This is a genomic window from Cohaesibacter marisflavi (assembly GCF_900115225.1).
Lineage (GTDB): Bacteria > Pseudomonadota > Alphaproteobacteria > Rhizobiales > Cohaesibacteraceae > Cohaesibacter > Cohaesibacter marisflavi.
This window is the reverse complement of sequence record NZ_FOVR01000008.1, coordinates 187,780-210,860: the sequence shown is the minus strand read 5'-3', so window position 1 is coordinate 210,860 and position 23,081 is coordinate 187,780. Positions and strand designations below refer to the sequence as shown.

Annotated in this window: 22 protein-coding genes; 13 read left to right on the top strand and 9 right to left on the bottom strand. The window is 51.4% G+C overall.

Annotated features, from left to right (window positions below; genetic code table 11):
- Positions 1–5 precede the first annotated feature (5 nt).
- From BM258_RS15490 to BM258_RS15480, 3 genes are all read left to right on the top strand, one after another.
- Positions 6–854, top strand: a complete 849-nt coding sequence (locus tag BM258_RS15490; protein WP_090073780.1) for a phosphatase PAP2 family protein — start codon at positions 6–8, stop codon at positions 852–854.
- Positions 855–1,009: 155 nt separating this feature from the next.
- Positions 1,010–1,804: a glycosyltransferase family 2 protein gene (locus BM258_RS15485; protein WP_090073778.1), complete on the top strand. Its 795-nt coding sequence runs from the start codon at positions 1,010–1,012 to the stop codon at positions 1,802–1,804.
- Between the two features lie 33 nt (positions 1,805–1,837).
- Positions 1,838–2,185: a lipid-A-disaccharide synthase N-terminal domain-containing protein gene (locus BM258_RS15480; protein WP_090073777.1), complete on the top strand. Its 348-nt coding sequence runs from the start codon at positions 1,838–1,840 to the stop codon at positions 2,183–2,185.
- Between the two features lie 7 nt (positions 2,186–2,192).
- Here BM258_RS15480 and BM258_RS15475 read toward each other — a convergent pair whose 3' ends face one another.
- Positions 2,193–3,395, bottom strand: a complete 1,203-nt coding sequence (locus tag BM258_RS15475; RefSeq protein ID WP_090073775.1) for a hypothetical protein — start codon at positions 3,393–3,395, stop codon at positions 2,193–2,195.
- 155 nt (positions 3,396–3,550) lie between these two features.
- Positions 3,551–4,729 (bottom strand): cystathionine beta-lyase, encoded by a 1,179-nt coding sequence (gene metC, locus BM258_RS15470; RefSeq protein ID WP_090073774.1) that lies wholly within the window; start codon positions 4,727–4,729, stop codon positions 3,551–3,553.
- Between the two features lie 322 nt (positions 4,730–5,051).
- On the opposite strand from metC, the gene BM258_RS15465 reads away from it, so the two are divergent.
- The 4 genes from BM258_RS15465 (at position 5,052) to BM258_RS15450 (ending at position 9,543) form a co-directional block, all read left to right on the top strand.
- Positions 5,052–6,068 (top strand): amino acid ABC transporter substrate-binding protein, encoded by a 1,017-nt coding sequence (locus BM258_RS15465; RefSeq protein WP_090073830.1) that lies wholly within the window; start codon positions 5,052–5,054, stop codon positions 6,066–6,068.
- A gap of 154 nt (positions 6,069–6,222) precedes the next feature.
- Entirely contained in the window at positions 6,223–7,416 is a 1,194-nt protein-coding gene (locus tag BM258_RS15460) for an amino acid ABC transporter permease (RefSeq protein ID WP_090073772.1), read from the top strand.
- A gap of 9 nt (positions 7,417–7,425) precedes the next feature.
- The gene (locus tag BM258_RS15455; protein ID WP_090073770.1) at positions 7,426–8,730 is read left to right on the top strand and encodes an amino acid ABC transporter permease; all 1,305 of its coding nucleotides are present in this window, start codon (positions 7,426–7,428) and stop codon (positions 8,728–8,730) included.
- An 18-nt stretch (positions 8,731–8,748) separates the two neighbouring features.
- The gene (locus BM258_RS15450) at positions 8,749–9,543 is read left to right on the top strand and encodes an amino acid ABC transporter ATP-binding protein (RefSeq protein WP_090073768.1); all 795 of its coding nucleotides are present in this window, start codon (positions 8,749–8,751) and stop codon (positions 9,541–9,543) included.
- Positions 9,544–9,662: 119 nt separating this feature from the next.
- Here BM258_RS15450 and BM258_RS15445 read toward each other — a convergent pair whose 3' ends face one another.
- From BM258_RS15445 to BM258_RS15425, 5 genes are all read right to left on the bottom strand, one after another.
- On the bottom strand, positions 9,663–10,313 hold the full coding sequence (locus BM258_RS15445) for an outer membrane protein (protein ID WP_175528093.1): 651 nt from the start codon (positions 10,311–10,313) through the stop codon (positions 9,663–9,665).
- A gap of 202 nt (positions 10,314–10,515) precedes the next feature.
- On the bottom strand, positions 10,516–11,364 hold the full coding sequence (sseA, locus tag BM258_RS15440; RefSeq protein WP_090073765.1) for a 3-mercaptopyruvate sulfurtransferase: 849 nt from the start codon (positions 11,362–11,364) through the stop codon (positions 10,516–10,518).
- Between the two features lie 219 nt (positions 11,365–11,583).
- Positions 11,584–11,931 carry a carboxymuconolactone decarboxylase family protein gene (locus BM258_RS15435; RefSeq protein WP_090073764.1) on the bottom strand — a complete coding sequence of 116 codons (348 nt, stop codon included), beginning with the start codon at positions 11,929–11,931 and terminating at the stop codon, positions 11,584–11,586.
- 324 nt (positions 11,932–12,255) lie between these two features.
- Positions 12,256–12,972 (bottom strand): alanyl-tRNA editing protein, encoded by a 717-nt coding sequence (locus BM258_RS15430; protein ID WP_090073762.1) that lies wholly within the window; start codon positions 12,970–12,972, stop codon positions 12,256–12,258.
- A 211-nt stretch (positions 12,973–13,183) separates the two neighbouring features.
- Positions 13,184–14,302, bottom strand: a complete 1,119-nt coding sequence (locus BM258_RS15425; protein ID WP_090073761.1) for an iron-containing alcohol dehydrogenase family protein — start codon at positions 14,300–14,302, stop codon at positions 13,184–13,186.
- 399 nt (positions 14,303–14,701) lie between these two features.
- Here BM258_RS15425 and BM258_RS15420 point away from each other — a divergent pair, with 399 nt between their 5' ends.
- From BM258_RS15420 to pdxA, 6 genes are all read left to right on the top strand, one after another.
- Positions 14,702–15,163, top strand: coding sequence for a tripartite tricarboxylate transporter TctB family protein (locus tag BM258_RS15420; protein ID WP_090073759.1), 462 nt, complete (start codon positions 14,702–14,704; stop codon positions 15,161–15,163).
- Positions 15,164–15,202: 39 nt separating this feature from the next.
- Positions 15,203–16,168: a Bug family tripartite tricarboxylate transporter substrate binding protein gene (locus BM258_RS15415; RefSeq protein WP_090073757.1), complete on the top strand. Its 966-nt coding sequence runs from the start codon at positions 15,203–15,205 to the stop codon at positions 16,166–16,168.
- Between the two features lie 120 nt (positions 16,169–16,288).
- Positions 16,289–17,791, top strand: coding sequence for a tripartite tricarboxylate transporter permease (locus BM258_RS15410; protein ID WP_090073756.1), 1,503 nt, complete (start codon positions 16,289–16,291; stop codon positions 17,789–17,791).
- 4 nt (positions 17,792–17,795) lie between these two features.
- Positions 17,796–18,680: a dihydrodipicolinate synthase family protein gene (locus BM258_RS15405; protein WP_090073754.1), complete on the top strand. Its 885-nt coding sequence runs from the start codon at positions 17,796–17,798 to the stop codon at positions 18,678–18,680.
- Positions 18,680–19,642 carry a phosphoglycerate dehydrogenase gene (locus BM258_RS15400; protein ID WP_090073752.1) on the top strand — a complete coding sequence of 321 codons (963 nt, stop codon included), beginning with the start codon at positions 18,680–18,682 and terminating at the stop codon, positions 19,640–19,642. The genes BM258_RS15405 and BM258_RS15400 overlap by 1 nt, the downstream gene beginning before the upstream one ends.
- Positions 19,643–19,699: 57 nt before the next feature.
- Positions 19,700–20,686: a 4-hydroxythreonine-4-phosphate dehydrogenase PdxA gene (gene pdxA, locus BM258_RS15395; protein WP_090073751.1), complete on the top strand. Its 987-nt coding sequence runs from the start codon at positions 19,700–19,702 to the stop codon at positions 20,684–20,686.
- Between the two features lie 181 nt (positions 20,687–20,867).
- Here pdxA and BM258_RS15390 read toward each other — a convergent pair whose 3' ends face one another.
- Positions 20,868–21,560, bottom strand: a complete 693-nt coding sequence (locus BM258_RS15390; protein ID WP_244544720.1) for a FadR/GntR family transcriptional regulator — start codon at positions 21,558–21,560, stop codon at positions 20,868–20,870.
- Between the two features lie 69 nt (positions 21,561–21,629).
- On the bottom strand, positions 21,630–22,670 hold the full coding sequence (locus BM258_RS15385) for a four-carbon acid sugar kinase family protein (RefSeq protein WP_210186768.1): 1,041 nt from the start codon (positions 22,668–22,670) through the stop codon (positions 21,630–21,632).
- Positions 22,671–23,081 lie beyond the last annotated feature (411 nt).

Genomic DNA, 23,081 nt, shown 5'->3' with positions numbered 1-23,081 from the left:
GGCATATGTCCCTGTTTACTCGTGTAAAAACCGCGCTCGTCCAGTTGAAAAGCCAGTATTCTGCCTTTTCGACTCTAAGAGCCGTACGCGCTTTCCATGCCAGGTCGAAACGGTATGACCCGACCATCAAGGAGCCCGATTGGGTGTTGGTTCTGGTGGTGACTTTGAGCTTCATCGCTCTGGGCATGCTCTTTGTCGATGAGGCGGCTGGCCATTGGAAAGCAACGCTCTCAAAAGAAACCTACGATCTTTTCCAAAGCGTGACACGCTGGGGCAAATCTGAGAATTATCTCGTGCCATCGGGCCTCGCGGTTCTCATTACAGCGCTGCTTCCATGGCAACGCCTGAGCCTTGGTGCAAAGGCCGCCCTTTGCCAGATACAATTGGCGGGGCTTTTCATCTTTATCGCTGTTGCCGGGGCAGGGCTGTCGAACAATATCCTGAAAATACTCTTTGGCCGCGGCAGACCCCGCTATTTCGAGGAGTTTGGCGCCCACTATTTCAATTCACCCGGATTTGCGTCCTCCTTTCAGAGCTTTCCTTCTGGCCATTCCACAACGGCTGGCGCTATGGCCATTGCTCTTACGCTGTTGTTTCCGCGCCTTAAATGGCTTTGGATCGCCGCCGGGCTCTGGATTGCCTTTTCGCGCGTTGTCGTGGGCGCGCATTATCCGTCAGATATTGTTGCAGGATTTGTCTATGGCGCGGTTTTTACATGGCTCCTTGCCAAATACAGCACAAAACGCAGGCTGTTGTTTCGCGCGCAAGAGGGATTAATCAGATTGCCAAAAACCGGCGGATTTTCCTTTGCCAAACTCATGAAAGCTCTTCACATGCTAGTGCAAAAAGCCTAAAGAGTGAGCAACTCGGCATAAAGTGCCGAAATGATCACCTCGCAAGGCTGAGCATCTTAAAGCTGTCGCATTCTCTGGGCTAATGATATGGCCGGATTGCATTCAGACGACGATGCAAGACTTATCGAAACCATACTCAGCGTCGGGAATGCGCCATGCTATCCACCTTGCCACCGCTCAATCACACCCTTGAAGTCAGTGTGGTTATTCCATGCAAGAATGAAAGAGAGAATCTGGCTTTTCTCATCGACGAAGTGCATGCAGCCCTTAAAGAGCGCGCATTCGAACTGATTATCGTGGATGATGGCTCGACAGACGATACAGGGCCTTTTCTGAAAGAAGCAGCTGCAACCCGCCCGTGGCTGCGTCACGTGCGTCACGAAGCCTCCTGCGGGCAGTCCAACGCCGTGCGTACGGGGCTTCTGCTCGCCAAGGGGGAATTCATCGCAACCCTTGACGGTGACGGCCAGAATGATCCGGCCTTCTTCCCCCAGATGATTGACGCCCTCAAAGCAGGGGGTCCCGATCATGCTCTGGCTGCGGGGCAGCGTATGAAACGTACGGATGGCTTTGTCAAAAAGCATGGCTCACGCCTTGCGAACAAGATCCGCCAGTCCATGCTCAAGGACAACACCCGCGATTCCGGTTGCGGTCTCAAGGTTATCCGCCGGCAGGTTTTTCTCAATCTGCCATTCTTTGAAGCATGGCACCGTTTTCTGCCCGCCTTGGTCGTACGCGAAGGATTGAAGGTGGTCCATATCGATGTGATTGACCGCGGGCGCAGTCACGGCGTTTCCAAATATGGTATTTTCGATCGCCTTTGGGTTGGCATCATCGACCTGTTTGGTGTTCTCTGGCTGCGCAAGCGTCGTAAGAAAATTCCTGTTATCACCGAAATCGACCTCAGCCCCGACACCTCTTCAGATGCCTCTGGCAATGATCAGCACTAACCTTCGCGCAAGATTGCTTAGAAAGACCCTTTGATGCACTCAACTTTGTGGAATGACATTCAAGTCTGGCTCAATACTGTTTTTGTCGCGCAGTGGGATGTCTGGCTGGTCCTTGGTTTTGTGGCTCAGGCCATGTTTACGATGCGCTTCGTGGTCCAGTGGATTGCCAGTGAGCGCGCCGGCAAGTCCATTATGCCCGTCGCTTTCTGGTTTTTTTCCATCGGCGGAGGTGCCCTGTTGTTCATCTATGCGCTCAAACGGGCCGATCCTGTATTTATTGTGGGGCAGGGGGCAGGCCTGCTGATCTATCTTCGCAATGTTTGGCTGATCTTCAAGGAACACAAAGCCAAGAAGTTGATGGAAAATACGCCCGTCGAATAGCAATGCATCAAGCCGCAGCGGCGTGACCAAACATAAAGATCGCGGTCGCGACGATTGCAAGCATCAAAAAAGCGAAACTGCGCCATTTGTCCTGCGGTCGCTTCCTGGCAGCCTCGAAAGCCACGAAGCACTGGAGAGCATAAAATAAAGCGAATGCACGACTGGCAAGAGAAATGACCTCATTTACATTGGTTGCCAGCAATATACCCATGCCGATCACTGTCACCAGAAGATAGGCATGTCTGGCGTCTACCTTGCCGTGCGTTACTTCTCGAATGAGACCGACATTGCCAATACCATCTGCAAGAGCCGCCGATATCTGGCTCCCCATCGCAGCAATCGTTAGAGCTGCAGGCAAGATCAGTCCAACAGAACCGGCGACGGTAATCACAGCGGCTACGCCTTCTCCTTGTTGCAAATCTTTGTAAAGAGGCAACAACAGCAAAAAGAAGACAAGATAAATAATACCGGAAATAAGTTGCGCGTCTCTCATCGCCTTTGTCCGTGTATCCGCCTTGAAGCGCCCTCCGGTAAACCGGGTCGTCTCAAATCCTTGCACAACGACCAAAAGGCCTAGTAGCACAGGAATAGAGGCCGTGGACAGCTTTCCAGCGACTGCGGAAAATGCACTTCCATCAAGTATTATTTGTGAATTCAACACTGCGAGGGAAGCCAGAAACCCTCCAATCACTGCGAGATTGAAGGTTGTCGCAAATCGTTCAAGCCTTGCAACCCTCTCTGCTCCGCCTGACCACCCTAGAATACCGATACCTAAAAGCAGCCCCAAAGCGATAACTGTGCCCCAGTGATTGCTACGGATGCCGAAAGACGTGAGCAGGAAACTCCCCAATAGGGACAAATAATATGCGACAGATATGAAATAGGCAAAAGCGAGAATAATATGGCTTAGTTCTTCCATGGACGAGAGGAGCTTATCACGGCCCTTATCCAACTCGCTTTCAACAACGACAATATTGTAACGAATTGCCCAGCCGAAGAAAAAAGCCAGTAAGACAAGGACCATCATGGCCGGGGCAGCAAATCCACCAAATGATCGAACAAGCAGCGGCGCTGAAACAAGAAACCCACTTCCAACAATGGATGCCAGAGGTGTTATGGTTGCTTGCCACTCTTTACTACGAGAAAAATTAGAAAATTCCAGAAAAACGACGACGGCTATCGCTACTACAAAAAAGGCTATTTGTGTCATGGACTTTGTCTCAGATAAACGCAGCTTGTCGGAAGTCACGATAACCACAAGACAAACTACCTTAAGATAACGCCCGGACAGGGAAATTGTTCCAAAACAAAAGCGGATCACCGGTAAGGCAACCCGCTTATCTTGAACGCGACGACAATTGAACTTTAGATCTTGAGCGCTGCAAACCCCTTTTCCAGATCCTCTTTCAAATCAGCAACATCTTCCAGCCCGACATGCAGTCGGATCAATTTGCCTGGCTCGTCCCATGAGGTTGCCGTGCGGTAGCTACGCGGATCAACATAGGTGATGAGGCTCTCAAAACCACCCCAACTGAAGCCGAGCCCGAACAGCTCCAGCGCATCAATGAAAGCAAAGGCCTGCTTTTGCGTGCAGTCCTTAAGCACAACGCCCAGAAGCCCGCAAGCACCCTTGAAGTCCCGTTTCCAGATGGCATGTCCCGGATCGCTTTCGAGCGCCGGATAAAGAACGCGATCCACTTCAGGACGAGCCTCAAGCCACTTGGCAATCTCAAGAGCACTCTCCTGATGCTGCCTCAAACGCACCCCCATTGTCCTTAGGCCACGCAAGGCGAGATAAACGTCATTCGGCCCCACATGATATCCCATGGCCCCATGCACGGCTTCCAGACGTGGCCATGCTTTTTCATTGGCAGAAACCGCGCCCAGCATGACATCAGAGTGACCAACAATATATTTTGTGCCCGCCTGAATGGTCATGTCAACGCCATGCCCCATGCTGTCGAAATAGAGCGGCGAAGCCCAGGTGTTGTCGAGCAGGACCAGAATATCGCGTGCATGAGCCGCTTTCACGATCGCAGGAATATCCTGCATCTCAAAGGTCTGGGAGCCGGGCGCTTCAGTAAATACCGCACTGGTGTTGTCCTTAAAGAGCGTCCCGATGTCAGCGCCGATCAGAGGGTCATAGTAATCAACCTCGACGCCCATGGAAATAAGCACCGTGTCAGCAAAATGCCGTGTCGGCTCGTAGGCGCTATCGGTGATCAAGACATGGTCACCACTTTTACAGGCAGCAAGCAAGGCCAGCGAACAGGCAGCCAACCCGGACGGCACCAGAACTGTTCCAGCCGCACCTTCTAGATCCGTTAAAGCATCACGCAGTGCATTGGTCGTGGGGGTTCCTCTGCGCCCGTAAGAATACTTAGCCTTGCCAGAGTAAAGTTCTTCTGTAGACTTGAAGATTACGGTAGATCCATGAATCACGGGTGGATTTACAAAACCATCATTTTCTTCCGGGTTTCGTCCGGTAGTGACTAATCTTGTGTCAGTGTGATAGTTTTTTGTGCATTTTTCGTTTTTAGCCATTTTTATTTGGCCCTCCTGGCACTGTTAGTCCGTTTGAAGTTCAGCATATTTAACTGCTAAAACCATAAAAAAGAACAGATAGTTTCAGTTTTACGACATCCGTGCACAATTTTCGTGCGAAATTCGTCTTATTGTCCGCATGTCTGTATTTTGCCTCTTGACCCAAGTGCAATAATTTTCTGAGATACCCCCTGTCAAACGGTATATTTAACGCTTGGCCAACAAAAACGACAGGGGCATGGGCTGCTCATGCAATCCATTGCTATCTGAAACTTATCGAGACAATCCTATTCTTATTTGGGCAACAAACGAAGGCTGCAAAATGAAGAAAGTTCTTATTTCCGTACTTATGGGTTCTGCCATGGCTGTAGGCGCGTCCGCTGCCAGCGCAACAACCCTTGAAGATGTTAAAGCCAAAGGCGCTGTTCAGTGCGGTGTTAGCCAGGGTCTGCCAGGCTTCTCCAACCCGGACGATCAGGGCAACTGGACCGGCATCGACGTTGACGTTTGCCGCGCTGTTGCTGCTGCCGTATTTGGCGATGCTACTGCTGTTAAATACACCCCGCTGTCTGCTAAAGAGCGTTTCACTGCTCTGCAATCCAGCGAAATTGATCTTCTTTCCCGTAACACCACCTGGACCATGACCCGTGACACATCTCTGGGTCTGAACTTCGCTGGTGTGAACTATTATGATGGTCAGGGCTTCATGGTTCGTGAATCTCTGGGGATCACTTCTGCTCTGGAGCTTGATGGCGCTTCTGTTTGCACCAACACCGGCACCACCACCGAGCTGAACGTTACCGACTATTTCCGCTCTCATGACATGCAGCTCGAACTGGTTCAGTTCGAAAAGTCTGACGAAGTTGTTCAGGCTTATGACAGCGGTCGTTGCGACGTTTACACCACTGACGCTTCCGGTCTCTATGCACAGCGTCTGAAACTCACCAACCCTGACGAACATATTGTTCTGCCAGAAATCATTTCCAAAGAGCCTCTCGGCCCAGTTGTCCGTCAGGGCGACGACGAATGGTTCAACATCGTGAAATGGTCTCTTTTCGCCATGATCAACGCTGAAGAACTCGGCGTGTCTTCCGCCAATGTTGAAGAAATGAAAGAAAGCAAAAACCCTGCAATCCGTCGTCTTGTCGGCGTTGAAGGTGCTTTCGGCGAAAATATCGGTCTGTCCAACGACTGGGCTTACAACATCATCAAGCAGGTTGGTAACTACGCTGAAATCTTTGATAACAACGTAGGTCCGGATACTCCGCTGAAAATTTCCCGCGGCGTAAATGCCCTGTGGTCTAACGGTGGCTTCCAGTACGCACCGCCTATCCGCTAATTGGCAATAAAGATCCCCGGCAGGACAAAACCGTCCGCCGGGGTTTTTTATAAGCGTCATCTAAAGAATAACAAAATCTAAACGCGCATACTGTTTGGATGTCGCACTCGATAGATCGGCCTTTTTAGATAGGTCGGTGTCACACGAGGATAATATGGCTGCTAAACCTCAACAGACCGCCGAGCGAAGCTCTGCCAAAGGATCGATATTCAACGATCCGAAGGTAAGAGGCATTATTTATCAGCTCTTGCTGGTCGCCGGGCTCGTATATTTTTTCTGGAGCATCGTTCAAAACGCCTCCCATAACCTGGAAAAACAAAATATTGCTTCCGGGTTCGGTTTTCTGGGAAACACCGCTGGCTTTTTGCCGAACCAGACCCTTATCGACCTTTCCGCAACATCTACCTACGGGCAAGCATTGCTCGCGGGGCTTTTGAATACGCTTTTGATCGCCGTGATCGGCATTTTTCTTGCCACGATCGTTGGCTTTGTCATGGGTGTTGCACGGCTCTCCAACAACTGGGTCATTTCAAAACTCGCTACGATGTATATTGAAATCGTGCGCAACATTCCTTTGTTGCTGCAGCTTTTCTTTTGGTACTTCGCAGTTTTGCGCTCACTGCCGCATCCCAAGCAGTCATCATCGATATTTGATACATTCTTCCTCAACAACCGCGGGCTCTACATGCCGCGCCCTGTTTTTGAAGATGGATCAGGGAGTATTCTGCTGGCACTTGTCATTGCAATTGTCGCCAGCATAGGCATCAGCATTTGGGCAAAACGCCGACAAATGGCAACCGGTCAACGGTTCCCGGCCTTTCTGACCAGTCTGGGACTCATTATAATTCTACCATTTCTAGCCTATCTCGTCTCCGGCATGCCCGTCAGCTACGATTATGCGCAGCTCAAAGGCTTCAACTTCAAAGGTGGCATGAAGGTCATTCCCGAATTTGTCGGCTTGCTGCTGGCTTTGACGATCTATACCGGCGCCTTCATTGCCGAGATTGTTCGCGCGGGTATCCTTGCTGTGAACCATGGCCAAACGGAAGCGGCCCACGCCTTGGGCTTGCGCAATGGTCCGACCTTGCGTCTGGTCATCATTCCTCAGGCCATGCGGGTCATCATTCCGCCACTCACCAGCCAATATCTAAACTTGACGAAGAACTCCTCTCTGGCCGTTGCCATCGCTTATCCCGATATCGTTTCGGTAGGCGGCACGGTGCTCAACCAGACAGGGCAGGCGATCGAAGTTATTGCCGTCTGGATGATCGTCTATCTCAGTATCTCGCTGTTAACATCGATCCTGATGAACTGGTACAACCGGTCCATTGCGTTGGTAGAGAGATAGGAGAACCTCATGTCACAAAAACCATTCTCCTTTGTCCGTAAGGAAATGCTCGACGAGCGATCTGCGCCGATTTCATCGCAAGGGCCGCTCTACTGGATGCATCAGAATCTCCTATCCTCGATCCCGAATGCCTTATTGACGCTGTTCGGTATCTTTGTGATCTATCAGATCCTGAGCGCAATCATTCCCTTCGCCCTCCTCAATGCAGTTTGGGAAGGCTCCGATCGTGAAGCCTGCATCGCCAATGGCGCTGCTCATGGTGCCTGCTGGGCCTATGTAAAGGCCTACTTCCCGCAGTTCGTCTATGGACGCTATCCTGACGACCAAATCTGGCGCGTCAATATCGTCTTCATCGTCGGTGCATTAGGTCTCATTCCAGCACTTATCCCGTCTATTCCCTTCAAGCGGGCCAATGTTCTGTTCATGCTGCTGGTATTCCCGGTCATGACATTCATCCTGCTGACGGGTGGCAATCTGTCCTTTGAAGATCACATTCTGGGCTTCATCATCGGCTTTGCGATTATTCTGGGATTGGGAGCATTGATCACCTATGCCACGCAAGGCAAGATGAAGCCGGTTCTTCTGACCCTGTCGGCCATCGGAGTCGGCATTGCCATCATTTATGCGGTCATGTCCATCGATTTCGGACTGGAACCCGTTGAAACGGCAAACTGGGGCGGATTCCTTGTTACCCTGGTCATTGCGATCACCGGCATTGTGGCATCCTTGCCTTTGGGGATCGTGCTGGCACTTGGCCGCAGATCCCAGATGCCGGTTGTCCGCTTGGTGTCGATAATCTTTATCGAGTTCTGGCGCGGCGTACCACTCATTACGGTGCTCTTCATGTCGTCTGTCGTGCTTCCGCTTTTCCTGCCGGAAGGCGTCAATTTCGACAAGTTGTTGCGTGCGTTGATCGGTGTGGCCCTTTTCTCCGCTGCCTATATGGCGGAGGTCGTTCGAGGAGGCTTGCAAGCCATACCCAAAGGACAGTATGAAGGGGCAGACGCTCTTGGTCTGACATTCTGGCAGTCTACCGGCTTGATCATTATGCCGCAGGCTCTCAAACTCGTCATTCCGGGCATCGTGAACACATTCATCGGGCTATTTAAGGATACGACACTGGTTTTGATCATTGGTCTGTTCGATCTTCTGGGGCAGGTACAATCCTCCTTCACTGATCCAACCTGGTCGACCCCTGTTACATCACATACGGGTTACCTCTTTGCAGCTATGACCTTCTGGATCTTCTGCTTCGGTATGTCCCGATATTCAATCTTCATGGAAAACCGGCTGCACACCGGTCATAAACGATAAGCAGTCAGGAGTAATAAAATGAGTGACAACGCAGTCGAAGCGTCTCCGGCCGAAGTCAAAAAAATGCAAATCTCCGAGACCGATGTTGCCATCGAAATCGATGGTATGAACAAATGGTACGGTGACTTCCATGTACTCAGAGACATCAATTTGAAAGTCATGCGTGGCGAACGCATCGTAATTGCCGGTCCTTCCGGCTCGGGCAAATCGACGATGATCCGCTGCATCAACCGTCTTGAAGAGCATCAGGAAGGCAAAATTATTGTCGATGGTATCGAGTTGACCAACGACTTGAAAAAGATCGACGAGATCCGCAGGGAAGTGGGCATGGTGTTCCAGCACTTCAACCTTTTCCCGCATCTAACAATCTTGGAAAACCTGACGCTGGCTCCAATCTGGGTACGCAATATGCCCAAGAAGGAAGCCGAAGAGATTGCCATGCACTATCTGGAACGCGTCAAGATTCCGGAGCAGGCCCTGAAATATCCCGGACAGCTTTCCGGTGGTCAACAACAGCGTGTGGCGATCGCTCGCTCGCTTTGCATGAATCCGCGCATCATGCTGTTCGATGAGCCGACATCAGCCCTTGACCCTGAAATGATCAAGGAAGTGCTCGACGTTATGGTCTCTTTGGCCGAAGAAGGCATGACCATGCTCTGTGTGACCCACGAAATGGGTTTTGCCCGGCAGGTCGCCAACCGCGTGATCTTCATGGATGCAGGCCAGATCGTTGAACAGAACGAGCCTGAGGAATTCTTTACCAATCCTCAGCATGAACGCACCAAGCTGTTCCTTAGCCAGATTCTTCACTAGAAACAAACCTCTGGATAATCTTGGCAGAAACAACAGAGCCCGGGCAAATGCCCGGGCTCTTTTTTTCAAAATACAAAGGTCAGGTGAGCCAATCAGGCTCTGTCGCAAATAGCGCGATCTTAGAAGTGATAGGTCAGGCCAACTTTTGCCACCGCGCCATCAATATCTGTCTTGGTGCTGGCACCACCGATATTGTAGGTTTTGTCATCAGACCAACGGTAACCGGCCTCTGCACGCATGGATACATTTTCAGCAACCATGGCTTCCACACCACCGGTCAGACCGACAAAGGTATGGACATTGTCGTCATTTGCATCCGTTGCAAGGTTGGTGAGTTCAGCATCCTGAAAACCAACGCCAACGGCTGCATAAGGCATAAAGAAGCCCATATCATAGCCTGCGCGGGCGCGCAATTCGGCGTCCCAGTTGCTTTCAAAGCGAGTGGTTGCGCTTTTGTCGTTGATAGTATTGTAGTTGGCGAGCAATTCAGGGCCGAACACGACATGATCATAAACCATGTTGTAACCAGCATAACCACCAAGTGTCATACCGTCCCCATCCACAGAAGCAGAACCGCCATTGGAGTTGGTTTCGCTCCAGATGCCGCCAAGTGCAACACCGGCATAAGCACCTTCCCATGGATTACCCGCCATGACCTCAGCCGGAGCCGGAGGCGCTACGTAGGGATCAGATTGCGGCAGGTCAGCAGCCATGCTGGCCCCGGTCGCAGCCATCAAAACAACCGCACTTGAAATAATTACTCTTTTCATATTCATCACCGCTAGTTTGTTGTCTTCTCGTGTGAATTACGTAAGAGACTAACGTTTAGCAGTGAGACTTGTTCCTAAAGTGGTCGAAATAAGCCATAAATGTGACGACACTCCGCCGTGACAACTTTGCAACATCTGTCATGCTGAAACCGTCAAATCAAAGCAAAATTATGAAGTTATCCGGTGGAAAACCGTAAAAATGCTAGTCTTTTTCGATGATGCTATCGTCCCTTGAGGCCCATTCTGTCCAAGAACCGTCATAAAGTGAAAGCTTTTTCTGCCCCATTGTGTCGAGTGCCAGAAAGAGGATCGCAGCTGTCGCACCCGAACCGCACGAGGTGATGATGGGCTTGGACAGGTCGACACCGGCCTCAATAAAGCGCTCTTTCAAAAACGCAACATCCTTCAATTGGCCGTTATCATCGATAAGGCCGTTGAAGGGAACATTCTTTGAGCCAGGCATGCGACCAGAGGACAGGTGAGGGCGGGGCTCAGGTGCAATCCCACGCCAACGTTCTTCCGAGCGCGCATCAACAATCTCTACGCCGTCATCCTTGATCGCCTTGAGCATGTCATCAAAATTGCGCACGGCCCCATGGTCCAACTGTGCATTGAAACGACCGCGCGCGCGTGGTCGGATCTCATCCGTAACCGGCCTTTTCTCAGCCTTCCATTTCGGCAGCCCCCCATCAAGGATATAAACGTCTTTGACACCCATAACGCGGAAGGTCCACCAAAGGCGCGGTGCGGAGCTTAGTCCCAGCCCATCATAAACAACCACGGTTTGGCCATCACTGATTCCCATTTTAGAGACTTCGGCGTTAAACAATTCTGCACTTGGCAACATGTGCGGCAAATCCGTAGACAAGTCTGCAATTTCGTCAATATCGAAAAACAGCGCACCCGGAATATGCGCACGCCTGAATTCGGCCTTAGGATCACGTTCAAGCTGAGGCAAATACCAGGAGCCATCTAGAATAACGACATCAGGGCTATCCAGATGCGCTTCCAACCATTCCGAATCCACCAACCAGTTCGTACGCTCAGCCATGTTTATTCTCCGACACTTTTCCTCTGACGACAAGCTGCCGCCAAGAGCGGTGACAAGTCATTCCAATGCATAGCATTTTTTCAATGGCAGACACCATCTTTGCAAACAACAAATCACGACTAAAAAGAAAGAGCGACCCAGCGCTGACGACCAAACACAAAAAAGGCCGGCGCAGGCCGACCTTTCTGTCTTTGAAAATTACTCGAACTGCCGGATCGATTAATCCTTTTTGGAAAGCTGTTCGAATGCTTCCATTGCATGGGCAGAATACATGAGAGCCGGGCCGCCGCCCATATAAATGGCGCAACCGAGTGTTTCTTCGAGTTCTTCCTTGGTGACACCAAGGCGAACCAATGCAGCAGTATGGAAAGCCATGCAAGGCTCGCAGCGCAAGGCAACAGCAATTGCCAGGGTGATCAGCTCTTTGGTCTTTTCGTCAAGCGCGCCATTCTTGGTCGCTCCACCAGCCATGGCATAGAATCCGGCGATGGTGTCTGGCTGGTCCTTTTTCAGAACCGCAACCTGCGAAGAAACGTCTTTCATCATTTGTTTGTAATCGGAAGCCATTACGAACCTCATTTTTAGAATTGTGAACCATGATGGTCGACTAATGTATTACGCGCTCCTGCATGTTATTTCAATAGTTTCAAACATATTCAGGTACAAATATTGAGTATTTGTTCTGCTTGTTTAAAACTTGGATTTATGATTCCCCGAATGCGCATAATCAACACCTGTCCATCTCAGGCATCTGCTGAACACTATAACGCTGTTTAACATATGATTGGACGGGGCGCGTCCAGTTTTGAACTAACAATATCGCGATAAAGAGACGCAAGCCAGTCTCAATAATTGAGACAGTACTAAATGAAGCCCAGCCCAACTTTATATTCAGTCGGCGAATTTGATTCGAATTCTGCGATTCTGTTTACCCTTATTTTCAATCTTGGACACAACAACGGCACCAATCTCGGATGTTTTCTTGACATGAGACCCGCCACAGGGTTGTAAATCCACGTCGCCAATTGCAACCAGACGCACTTTGCCAGACCCACGCGGCGGCTGAACAGACATGGTCTTCACAAGATCTGGCTGGGCATCAAGCTCTTCATCAGAGATCCAACGGGTTGAGACCTCGTGATCCTGATTGATGAGCTTCATTAGCATTTCGGTGAGAGATTCTTTTGTAAAATCAGGATCGGGCAACTTGAAATCGAGGCGCGCTTCCTTTTCACCGACCTGACCACCAGTCACGGGGTAGGGAACTGCAACAGAGAGCAAATGCAGAGCCGTGTGAAAGCGCATATATTTATAGCGCAGATCCCAATTGATTTCACAACTCACAGTGTCGCCCACAGACAATGAATGGCCCTGACCTTCGGCCGGAACATGAAGAATATCAGAACTTTCCTTGTCTTTTAACGTCGTTGCGACATCGACCTTTGTGCCATCGGCCGCTGTAAGAACGCCCGCATCCCCAGGCTGCCCACCCCCCATGGCGTAGAATACGGTTTGATCCAGAACGATGGATCCATCTTCCCTTATATCAACGACCTTGGCTTCGCAGCCGGTCAGGTAAGAGTCATCACGAAACAGATCTTTGGTCACGGGAATTGCCTCACAAATTGTCTATGAAAATTGTTTGCAGGACTGCAGTATTCAAACTGTTGCACGGCCATGAGAGAAGAGCAAGGGACTGCAATCGACGTCATCTCACCAAGAAAAATGGCAAAAAAAAGCGCTCTCTGTCTTGGAGGACTGAAGAGAGCGCTCAGCTGGTTCACAAGGGAGGAAGTGAACCAGAATGGTTGCTTATTGCTTAGTAAGCCTGACGATAGATCGCCTCGATATCGGCAACAGACAAATCAACAGGGTTCCAGTCGAGCAGGCGACGAATGTCGTGCGCTTCTTTCGCCATGGAAGCGAGGTCTTCTTCTGGCACGCCATGTGCGCGTAGACGCATGTCAAGCCCAAGCGCTTCGCAGAAAGAACGAGCCCCTGCCAGAACATCTGGTGTCGTGGTGCCGGTGAAGCCCAGAGCCTTGCAAACCTTAGCGGTCTTCTCAGGTGCAGCCGGTGCATTGGCAGCCAGCGTATGCGGGAAAATCAGCGCATTTGCGATGCCATGCGCCAGTTTGTAGCGCGTTCCCAGAGGGTAGGAAATGGCATGCCCCGAGGTCGTATTGACCGGACCAAGACAAACACCGCCATAAAAAGCAGCCAGAGCCAAGCCCGTGCGGGCTTCTGCGTCTGCACCATCCTCAACCGCACGTTTGAGATATTTACCAACAAGTTCAATACCCTGCAGCGCATAGCTATCGATGATCGGGTGGGAGCGTTTGGACGTGAAAGCTTCTACGCAATGGGCCATAGCATCAACACCCGTTGCCGCAGTTACCATGGCAGGAACCGTCATGGTCATGGTGGGATCGACGATGGCCAGGTCAGCCAGCATATGGACGCTTTCCGTTGCAACCTTGCTCATGGTTTCCGGATTGGTCACCAATGCGCGCGTGCCAACTTCAGAGCCAGTACCGGCAGTCGTCGGAATCTGAACAAGGCCGACTTTGCGGGGGAGGGCGCGGTGAGGGCCTGAGATATCGTCAAATTTGACATCCTGCCAAACGAGAACAGCTACAAGCTTGGCAAGATCCATGGCAGACCCGCCACCAAACCCGATAACGACATCGCAACCGGCGGCAGCCTCAACAGCCTTTTCCATATTGGCAATATCAGGTTCCGGCACAACATCACCAAAACAGGTAACATTTTCCAGCCCGAGAAGATCTAGTCGCGCAACATTGACATCATCTGCGACAACGAAGGGGGCTTTATATCCCTTCTGCTTGATCCAGTCAGCAAGGGTACCAATGGTCCCTTCGCCAAACCTGATGACAGATGGAAACTGCATTTCTAGTGGAGATGTAAGGGTTAGCATCAGTTGAATTCCTCCCAACGAAGATCTTCCGGATATCTGTATGAACGAATGAAAACACCCGTCTCTTTATTAAACTCAGCGCCCAAATTGCGCTCAAAGAGAATATTTGTCAATCTTGTATTTACATGTAAATTCCGAACTTTGAAACCACCAAACACGAAATGCATACCAGCATTGCAAACCAATAATTGTATTTATATGTTATTTTACAATGATATAGAAGATCTTTTCTATCATCGGTAAAGGACTAAAAATTCACACACGCCAACAAAAGTACCTATACTATTCGCTAGGCGATACAATTTAAGTTGACAAATTGGCAGATTGTAAGCATGGTAGCCATCAAGGTCCGAGGAGACCTGTGGGGCCAACCAGCCTCGCCCCTAATTGGAGGACTAAATGTCGACAGTATCGGAACCCAAAAGCGACATGTGGATTGGCAGTGGTTTGCTGATCTTCTGCGCTATCTCAGCCTGGCTAACGCTGGACATCAAAAGCGGCATGAGCAGTTCAGTTGCCGGCCCATCCATGGTCCCATGGCTCATGATTGGTGGCACCGCGCTCTTATCTCTTCTTTTGATTTTTCGCGCCAAAGCCCAAGCGGGTGGGGAAGAAGCCAAGACCATTTCTATGCCTGATGCGCACACTTTGCTCATCATGCTGGCTTTCGTACTCCTTCTGGTCGCCTATGCAATCGCATTTTATCCAATCGGCTACATACCAGCCACACTCGTGACCTTCTTCGTTGGTCTCTGGTTGCTTGGCGAAAGACGCTGGCTCGTCTTTGCCCTGTTCCCGGTGATCATGACACTCGCCGTCTATTATGGCTTCACAGAACTTCTGTCGGTCTGGCTGCCATAAACCCTATAGCCAAACCGTTCATTCTCGGGAGGATAAAGAATGAAAAAATCACTACTCACCCTTTCCGTCGCAGCTGCCGCAGTCATGGCCGCTGGCACAGTCTCCGCAGCAGATTTCCCGGCACGTCCTATTCAGGTCATTGTCCCTTACTCCGCAGGTGGCTCTACCGACCTTTCCCTGCGTGTCTTCGCTGACATCTTCGAAAAGAACTTCGAAGACAAACAGATGGTTATCCGTAACCAGCCAGGTGGAGGCGGTGCTATCGGTACATCTGCAGCCGTTCATGGTCGTCCTGATGGTTACACCCTCGGCGCTGCTGCTCAGGGTCCGATCGCCATCAAGCCACATATTGGCGGCGCTGACTATGAAGTAGACGACTTCAACTTTGTTGGTCTGTTTGCTCGTTCCCTGCAGGTAATGGTTGCTTGTAAAGACGCACCGTTCACCGATTTTGACAGCTTCGTAGACTATGCAAAATCCAAGAAGCCGCAAGTCGGCAACTCCGGTGCTGGCGGTGCCAACCAGGTCTCCGCAGAGGCATTCGCTGAAGCAGCCGGCATCAAGATCGAGTCTATCCCGTTCCAGGGCTCTTCCAAAGCCCGCACAGCCTGCATCGGCGGTCATATCGATGCCATGGTTGCCTCACCGGCAGAAGCCAAAGCTGCTGCTGACGCTGGCCAGATGACGCCTCTGTTCGTCATGGAAGAAAAACGCATCGACCTGTTCCCCGACACCCCGACGGCAGTCGAAAAGGGCGTTGACTTCACATGGTCTTCCTGGAAAGGCCTGATCGCTCCGAAAAATGTAGACGCCGATGCTCTGGCATGGCTGCGTGACGCGGTTAAAACCGTCGCAACTGACCCTGCATTCATTCAGAAGATGACCGACATGGGCGAATTCGTAACCTACGAAGACGCTGAAACCTTCGAAAAGCGCGTTCACAACGACAGTGACGTTGCCAAGAAGGTTCTTGAAGACCTCGGCATGCTGGGCATGAACAAGTAAGCCAAATTGCTTGCTCAAGCCGACTATTACTGGAGCGCGGTCCCCGCGCTCCAGACTCCAACGAAAACAACTGTCACGTCTGAAGACGAAGACTTCAGCAGATTTGCCTGAAAGTTGACCATGGACACGCTCTCCTATCTCGCACCCCTCCTTGACTTCGAAGTACTCTGGACGATTGCTCTGGGCACTTTGGGCGGGCTGGTAATCGGCGCCCTGCCTGGCCTGACTGCCACAATGGGTGTTGCCCTGCTCATTCCCCTCACTTTCAGCATGACGCCCGTCATGGGCCTGAACATGTTGATCGGCATTTATATTGGCGGCATCTATGGTGGGTGTGTTTCGTCCATTCTCCTTAGAACCCCCGGCACGCCAGCCTCTGCAGCCACCGTGCTTGACGGCTATCCACTCGCTCAAAAAGGGCAGGCGGGTAAGGCCCTCGGAATGGCGACCATCGCCTCTACCGTTGGCGGCCTCATCGCAGCCATTGTGCTCGCAACGCTTGCCCCGCAGCTCGCTAGCGTCGCTTTGGAATTCGGTGCTCCGGAATATTTTGCCCTTGCTCTTTTCGGCCTGACCATCATTGCATCGCTCTCTGGCGATCTGGTGAAGGGGGCTATTTCGGGTTTGCTTGGCATTTTGATCTCTTGTGTGGGTGCAGACCCGATTTCCGGCGTCATGCGCTACACCTTCGGCATCAATGGGTTTGCCTCCGGCTTTGCCTTCACACCAGCCCTGATTGGCTTGTTCGCTCTGTCTGAAGTCTTTACCCAGCTCGAACGCTTGTCCACCAAGGACGATTCAATCATTACCGATGTGACTGGCCGCTGGCCAACAATGCAGGAAATGAAAGAAAGTGCCTCGGCCCTGATCCGCGGTTCCCTGATCGGTACCTTTATCGGTATCGTACCGGGCACAGGTTCTGGCACCGCCTCCTGGATTTCCTATAACGAAGCCCGTCGTTCTTCTAAAACACCTGAGAAATTCGGCACCGGTCACGTCCCAGGCGTTGCCGCAACCGAAAGCGCCAACAACGCGGTTTGCGCCTCGGCGCTTATTCCGCTGCTTGCCCTTGGCGTTCCCGGCGATGTTGTGACTGCCGTTCTTATGGGCGGTCTGATGATCCAGGGCCTCGCTCCCGGACCGATGCTCTTCCAGACCAACCCGGACGTTGTCGTCGGCATCTTCGGCGGCACCTTCATCGCAACGATCTTCATGTTCATCTTCGGCATGGCGCTTATCCCGCTCTTCTCGAAGATCCTGATGGTTCCACGCAGAATGCTCACGATCTCCATCGTTATCTTCTGCTTTATCGGTTCCTTCTCGATCAACCTGAACCAGGTCGACTTGCTGACGATGGTAGGCTTCGGGGTTCTGGGCTGGGGTATGCAGAAATTCGGCTTCAGTCAGGCTGCCCTGTGTATCGCCCTTATCCTTGGCCCAATGATGGAATCAAACCTGCGCCGCGGTCTTCTTCAGACCGGTGACAATGTAATTGAATTCATCTCCGGCCCGATCACCCTTCTGTTCATTGGCCTCACAATTCTGTCACTTGGCTGGCCATTCATTTCCAAGGCTATTGCGAATTCCAAAAATTCCAAGCAAGCCACAAACCCAACGGAGTAACCCCATGACCAAAGAGGCATATGTTGCACTCGTCACATGCTTTAACGAAGACGAGACACATAATTACGAAGCAACCCGCGCCCAGGTACGTCGGCAGATCGAAGCAGGAAACAACATCCTGTGCGCAGGCACAAACGGCGATTTCTCAGCCCTGACCTTTGACGAAAAGGTACGCCTGACTGACGAAGTGGTTTCCGAAGCCAAAGGCAAATGCAAAGTCATCGTCAATGCCGGCATGCCCGCAACCTTTGAAACGGTCAAGCTTGCCAAAGAATTCGACCGTATTGGTGTTGATGGTATCGCAGTCATTGCGCCTTTCTTCATCGCCTGCACACAGGACGGTCTGGAACGTCACTATCTGACGGTTGCTGACGCAGTCAACACGCCGATCTATCTCTATGATATCCCGGCACGTACCCAGAACCATATCGAGCCGGAAACCGCTCGCAAGCTTTCGTCCCATCCGAACATTGCCGGCATCAAAGATTCTGGTGGTCAGCAAGAAACGCTGGAAGCTTACATGCAGGTTGGCAAGGACGTAGAAGGCTTTGACGTCTATTCTGGCCCTGACCATCTGGTTCACTGGGCTTTGCAGAATGGCGCTGCTGGCTGCATCTCCGGCCTCGGCAACGTGATGCCTGAAGTGCTTGCCAAGATCGTATCCTGCTTCAATGCTGGCGACGAAGCGGGCGCTGCAGCAGCACAGGAAATCTACGGCAACTTCCGTAAAGACCTCTATGGCCTCGGCTTCCCTCCAGCCATGGTGAAGCGTGCCCTGTGGGTCATGGATCACTCTGTTGGTGCCTCCCGTCAGCCAGCCCTTCTGCCAGATCCTGAGCAGGACAAACAGGTTGAAGCCCTTCTCAAGAAATATGAGCTGATCAAATAATGGTTAAGGTACTCACCACTTCACCCGGCTTTGGCAAACATGGCCGGGTGCCAGATGAAATCGCGGCTCACGGGTGGGATCTCGTGCGCTGTGATGACACCTCCAAACCGGACGGCGGTGTTTCCGAGCAGATCGCAGATGCAGACATCCTTGTTGTCGGTCTGGTTCCTGTCACTGCGGATACACTGGTCGGTGCGGACAATCTCAAGGCCGTCATCAAGCATGGGGTAGGGGTCGACAATATCGACATTCCAGCCTGCACCGCCAAAAACATGCCGGTTTGCAACACGCCTGCCGCGAACGCAGACGCTGTTGCAGAGCTCGCAGTCGGCTTCATGTATGCCATGGCCCGCTTCATCCCGCAGGGGCATGTTTGCGTGACCAGTGGCAAATGGGAACGCCGCGTTGGCACTCAGCTTGGCGGCAAGACCCTGGGCATCGTAGGCCTCGGCAACATCGGCAAACGCCTCGCCAAACTGGCCATCGGCGTTGGCATGAAGGTTGTTGCAACCGATCCTTATGCTGACATGGCATTCGCCAAAGAGAACAGCATCGAAATCCTGTCTCTTGAAGACCTGCTGGGCAAATCCGATTATGTGTCCCTGCATATCTTCGGCGGCAAGGACAATGCAGCACTGATCAACCCGGATACCATCGCCAAGATGAAACCGGGCGCTAAACTGATCAATCTTGCCCGCGGTGAAGTTGTTGATCTGGACGCCATTGCTGCGGCTCTGGATAGCGGCCAGTTGGGCGGTGTTGCCATTGATGCCTATGTCACGGAACCTCCTGAAACCTCTCATCCGGTCTTTAGCCACCCCAATGCGATCTTTACCCCGCATTCCGGTGCCGATACCAAGGAAGCAGTTGAGAATGTTGGCTTGATGGTCGTTGAAGACATTGCCACCATCATGGAAGGCGGCATGCCGAAGCGTTGCCTCAATGCCGGCGACCTGAAATAGGTAAGAAAAACAGGTGAGGGCTGCAAAGCCCTCCGTTTCTATTCTAAGGAGAGAGACATGTCTAACAGCCCGGTAGTCATCACCATGGGCGATCCTTCCGGCGTAGGCGCGGAAGTGACTGTAAAAGCCATGGCAGCGCTTTCTGCCGAACAGAGAGCCCAGTATGCTGTTATCGGCGACATGGACACGCTGGAACGCGCAATCGCGGTGAGCAAAGTGGACCTACCATTGCACGCGCATGGCACTGTGGGTCAGGAAGGGTCTCTGGCCGTAATCCATCTGCCAATTGAAGGACTGCCCGGCGAATTCGGCGTTCTGTCACCGGCCTGTGGCGAAGCTTCCTTCCAGTATATCAAGAAGGCTGTTGACATGGTGCAAGCTGGCAAAGCTGCCTGCATTGTGACCGCACCGATCAACAAGGCCGCCCTCAACGCTGCCGGCCATCACTATGATGGTCACACCGGCATGCTGGCCCATCTGACCGGCTCGAAAAGCTCCTTCATGTTGCTGGCGTCCAAAACACTGAACGTGCTGCATATCTCCACCCATGTGTCTCTCAAGACCGCCATCGAGCGCTCCACGCCTGAACGCGTACTTGACACCATCCGCATGGGCCACAAGCACTTCAAGCGGATGGGATATGACAATCCGCGCATTGCTGTTGCAGGCATCAACCCCCATTGCGGGGAAGGCGGTCTCTTCGGCGATGAAGATGACGAGCATACCTTGCCCGGCGTTGAAATGGCGCAGAAAGAAGGCATCAATGTTGTCGGACCAGTTCCGGCCGATACCGTCTATCACCGCGCACATAACGGCGCCTTTGACCTTGTCATTGCGCAGTATCACGATCAGGGCCACATCCCGATCAAGATCATTGCCTTTGATTCAGCGGTCAATGTTTCGCTCGGTTTGCCAATTGATCGCTGCTCCGTAGACCACGGAACGGCCTTTGACATCGCGGGTACCGGCAAGGCAAATCACGTCAATATGCTGAGCACCCTCGATTACGCAAGCAAGCTTGCGGCAACTAGGGACAAACGGTGATATCACCTTTTCTCCTGATCCCTATTCAAACTAATCCACCTTTATGGGAGCCTTCGGGCTCCCTCTTTTTTACCTTCCTTCGGGTGTGCCACAAGCATGTGCCGCAACAGACAAAGAAAAAGCGCAGAGACCTGATGATCTCCGCGCTCATGTTCGATACTCAATTACAAAAAATAATGCGTTACTGATCCGGCATTGTCAGATCAATAAGGCCACCACCAAACAAACGATCCCGCGAATGCTCAAGGTGGGCACGCATCAGGGATGAAGCCAGCTGGCTATCGTGATTCTTGATAGCCTGATAGATTTCATCATGCTCTTCAAACACATGATAAAGCGCCTTACCACCCTCATTAAGCAGGGATTGCCCATGCATCTGCATGCCCACATAGATATGTTCGCGCAAGGCACGCATCGCCGTTTCGAAATAGTGGTTGTTTGAAGCTTTAGCGATAGCAATATGGAAAGCAAAGTCGGCATCTTCCCTGTGAACCAGACTGCCGGTTGCTGTCCGCATCATTTCCAAAGCTTCTTCCATATCGGTAAGAATGGCCTTATTGTGCCGCTCCGCAGCCAGAACAGCAGAGGTTGTTTCAAGATTCAGCCTGAACTCATAGCATCTCTGGATATCGGCAAGCGTTTCCACCCGCGCAAAGCCAACCGGAGAAACAGAAGGCGCACGCACGAAATTACCTGCACCTTGCCGGGCATAGATCATGCCTTCCTTGCGAAGCTTTTCAAGAGCACTGCGCAGCACCGGCCTGGAGACACCGAGTTCTTCAGACAAATGATGTTCCGACGGCATGCGTTGATTGACTGGATAGTCGCCATTTGAAATCCGGCTGAACAGGGTGTGATACACCTTGTCAGCCAAAAGCCTTCTTGGCCGGCTCTTTGTTTCATTGGCTTCACTGCTCTGAGTCACGATTCTAAACCTCTGGCATTAATTCATTCTGTCTTTTACTAGCTTTGACGCCAAATTTACAAGTGTGTCCTTAGACCCAAAGCCACCTGATTTCGTTATGATATACAAGTGATCGCCGCTTCCAATGGATTTCGACATGGGCAGGCCTGGCAGCACCTCACCAAGAACTTGTAAGATTCCGATATTCAAGCGCGCGCAAATAGCTGCGGCACTTTCTCCCCCACATCCTAGGAATGTGCGGGGTTTTGCGTGTGCAATCCATTTAGAAATACCGTCGGCAAACAGGTCTCCGGCTTCCTGACCCGAAATAACAGTTTCACCGGGCGTCATCTGGATGACCTTTACATCCTTCTGCAATGCGGCAGGCTCTGGCACAACCCCGTTTGGCGCCCCAACAATGTTGAACGTTCCAAGCTGGGCCAGAGTTACAGGATCGCGTGACCCGATGGCAAACAGGGCAGGGGCCTCAGGCGCAGGCATAGCGTCCGTTCTTGGATCGGGTGCAATTTTGCTCGCCAACGCTTCGGCAAGGCCAGCTGCACCAACAAACAGGCCATCATCTGCAAATCCTGAAATGGCAGCCTCGATGTCTTGTTGCGTAGCAGCATCAAGACCGCATGTTTCCGGTAAATCTGCGATGTCAGTGACAGCAATGGGCGTATCAACACCTGCGCCAACCAGAAGCCCGTTTTCGACAAAGCGCCCCAGACGCGGAATAGCCGGACAAATCAGTGTCTGATCACTTGCAAATCCCAGCGCCTTGATCTCAGCGGCCACATGCCCTTTGAGGCGACTGTCGACCTTTTTGAAAATGCGAAGTGATTGCGCACCCTCGTGGGATCGGATCATCGACAATACCTGTTTCACACGAGAAACAGCATCTTCCTGAGAAATTTCTCTGGAACCCGTGGACACGGCAACAACATCGGCCCCCTCGGACATAGCCGCAGGCAACTCGGAAACAGACAAGGCACAGAGAACTTTCAGGCCACGATCCGCAAAGGCAACAGAACTATCAAGCGCCCCTGTCAAATCGTCAGCAACGATAACTAACTTCACGTCTAGACCCATATATTTGTTAATTTTGAATTCCACGTGATGCACGGGATATTTGATTTGAAAAATATAGCATGTTCTGTGCCTTAATCCAACAACGCATTTAGCCGTACCCATGTGTAAAGAAAATTTTATTGACAAATTTGCAAGTCGAGAAGTACCGGTTCTTTGGCTGCAATTATTACGCTAAAGGTTTCTTTGTCAGAACGAAAAATAGATGTTCTCCCAGAGGCAAAAGGTAACTATTACCCAGCACAGTTTAGATAATCACATTTCAAAATTTAAGAAATTAAGCAGTGATACACAAAACCATAACTGAAAGCTATACCATTGTTTTCAAACAACAAAGTCGAGATGGATAGATCTCCATTTTTTTGAATTTAGTTTAGAATTTCTCAAATCAAGTTTGCATCA

What these genes read in the sequence shown, in the direction of transcription:
- metC (WP_090073774.1), bottom strand. Translation starts at nt 4,729, where the DNA reads ATGGCTAAAAACGAAAAATGCACAAAAAACTATCACACTGACACAAGA.
- sseA (WP_090073765.1), bottom strand. Translation starts at nt 11,364, where the DNA reads ATGGCTGAGCGTACGAACTGGTTGGTGGATTCGGAATGGTTGGAAGCG.
- BM258_RS15475 (WP_090073775.1), bottom strand. Translation starts at nt 3,395, where the DNA reads ATGACACAAATAGCCTTTTTTGTAGTAGCGATAGCCGTCGTCGTTTTT.
- BM258_RS15420 (WP_090073759.1), top strand. Translation starts at nt 14,702, where the DNA reads ATGTCGACAGTATCGGAACCCAAAAGCGACATGTGGATTGGCAGTGGT.
- BM258_RS15415 (WP_090073757.1), top strand. Translation starts at nt 15,203, where the DNA reads ATGAAAAAATCACTACTCACCCTTTCCGTCGCAGCTGCCGCAGTCATG.
- BM258_RS15485 (WP_090073778.1), top strand. Translation starts at nt 1,010, where the DNA reads ATGCTATCCACCTTGCCACCGCTCAATCACACCCTTGAAGTCAGTGTG.
- pdxA (WP_090073751.1), top strand. Translation starts at nt 19,700, where the DNA reads ATGTCTAACAGCCCGGTAGTCATCACCATGGGCGATCCTTCCGGCGTA.
- BM258_RS15400 (WP_090073752.1), top strand. Translation starts at nt 18,680, where the DNA reads ATGGTTAAGGTACTCACCACTTCACCCGGCTTTGGCAAACATGGCCGG.
- BM258_RS15455 (WP_090073770.1), top strand. Translation starts at nt 7,426, where the DNA reads ATGTCACAAAAACCATTCTCCTTTGTCCGTAAGGAAATGCTCGACGAG.
- BM258_RS15450 (WP_090073768.1), top strand. Translation starts at nt 8,749, where the DNA reads ATGAGTGACAACGCAGTCGAAGCGTCTCCGGCCGAAGTCAAAAAAATG.
- BM258_RS15425 (WP_090073761.1), bottom strand. Translation starts at nt 14,302, where the DNA reads ATGCTAACCCTTACATCTCCACTAGAAATGCAGTTTCCATCTGTCATC.
- BM258_RS15410 (WP_090073756.1), top strand. Translation starts at nt 16,289, where the DNA reads ATGGACACGCTCTCCTATCTCGCACCCCTCCTTGACTTCGAAGTACTC.
- BM258_RS15465 (WP_090073830.1), top strand. Translation starts at nt 5,052, where the DNA reads ATGAAGAAAGTTCTTATTTCCGTACTTATGGGTTCTGCCATGGCTGTA.
- BM258_RS15445 (WP_175528093.1), bottom strand. Translation starts at nt 10,313, where the DNA reads ATGAAAAGAGTAATTATTTCAAGTGCGGTTGTTTTGATGGCTGCGACC.
- BM258_RS15435 (WP_090073764.1), bottom strand. Translation starts at nt 11,931, where the DNA reads ATGGCTTCCGATTACAAACAAATGATGAAAGACGTTTCTTCGCAGGTT.
- BM258_RS15460 (WP_090073772.1), top strand. Translation starts at nt 6,223, where the DNA reads ATGGCTGCTAAACCTCAACAGACCGCCGAGCGAAGCTCTGCCAAAGGA.
- BM258_RS15490 (WP_090073780.1), top strand. Translation starts at nt 6, where the DNA reads ATGTCCCTGTTTACTCGTGTAAAAACCGCGCTCGTCCAGTTGAAAAGC.
- BM258_RS15480 (WP_090073777.1), top strand. Translation starts at nt 1,838, where the DNA reads ATGCACTCAACTTTGTGGAATGACATTCAAGTCTGGCTCAATACTGTT.
- BM258_RS15405 (WP_090073754.1), top strand. Translation starts at nt 17,796, where the DNA reads ATGACCAAAGAGGCATATGTTGCACTCGTCACATGCTTTAACGAAGAC.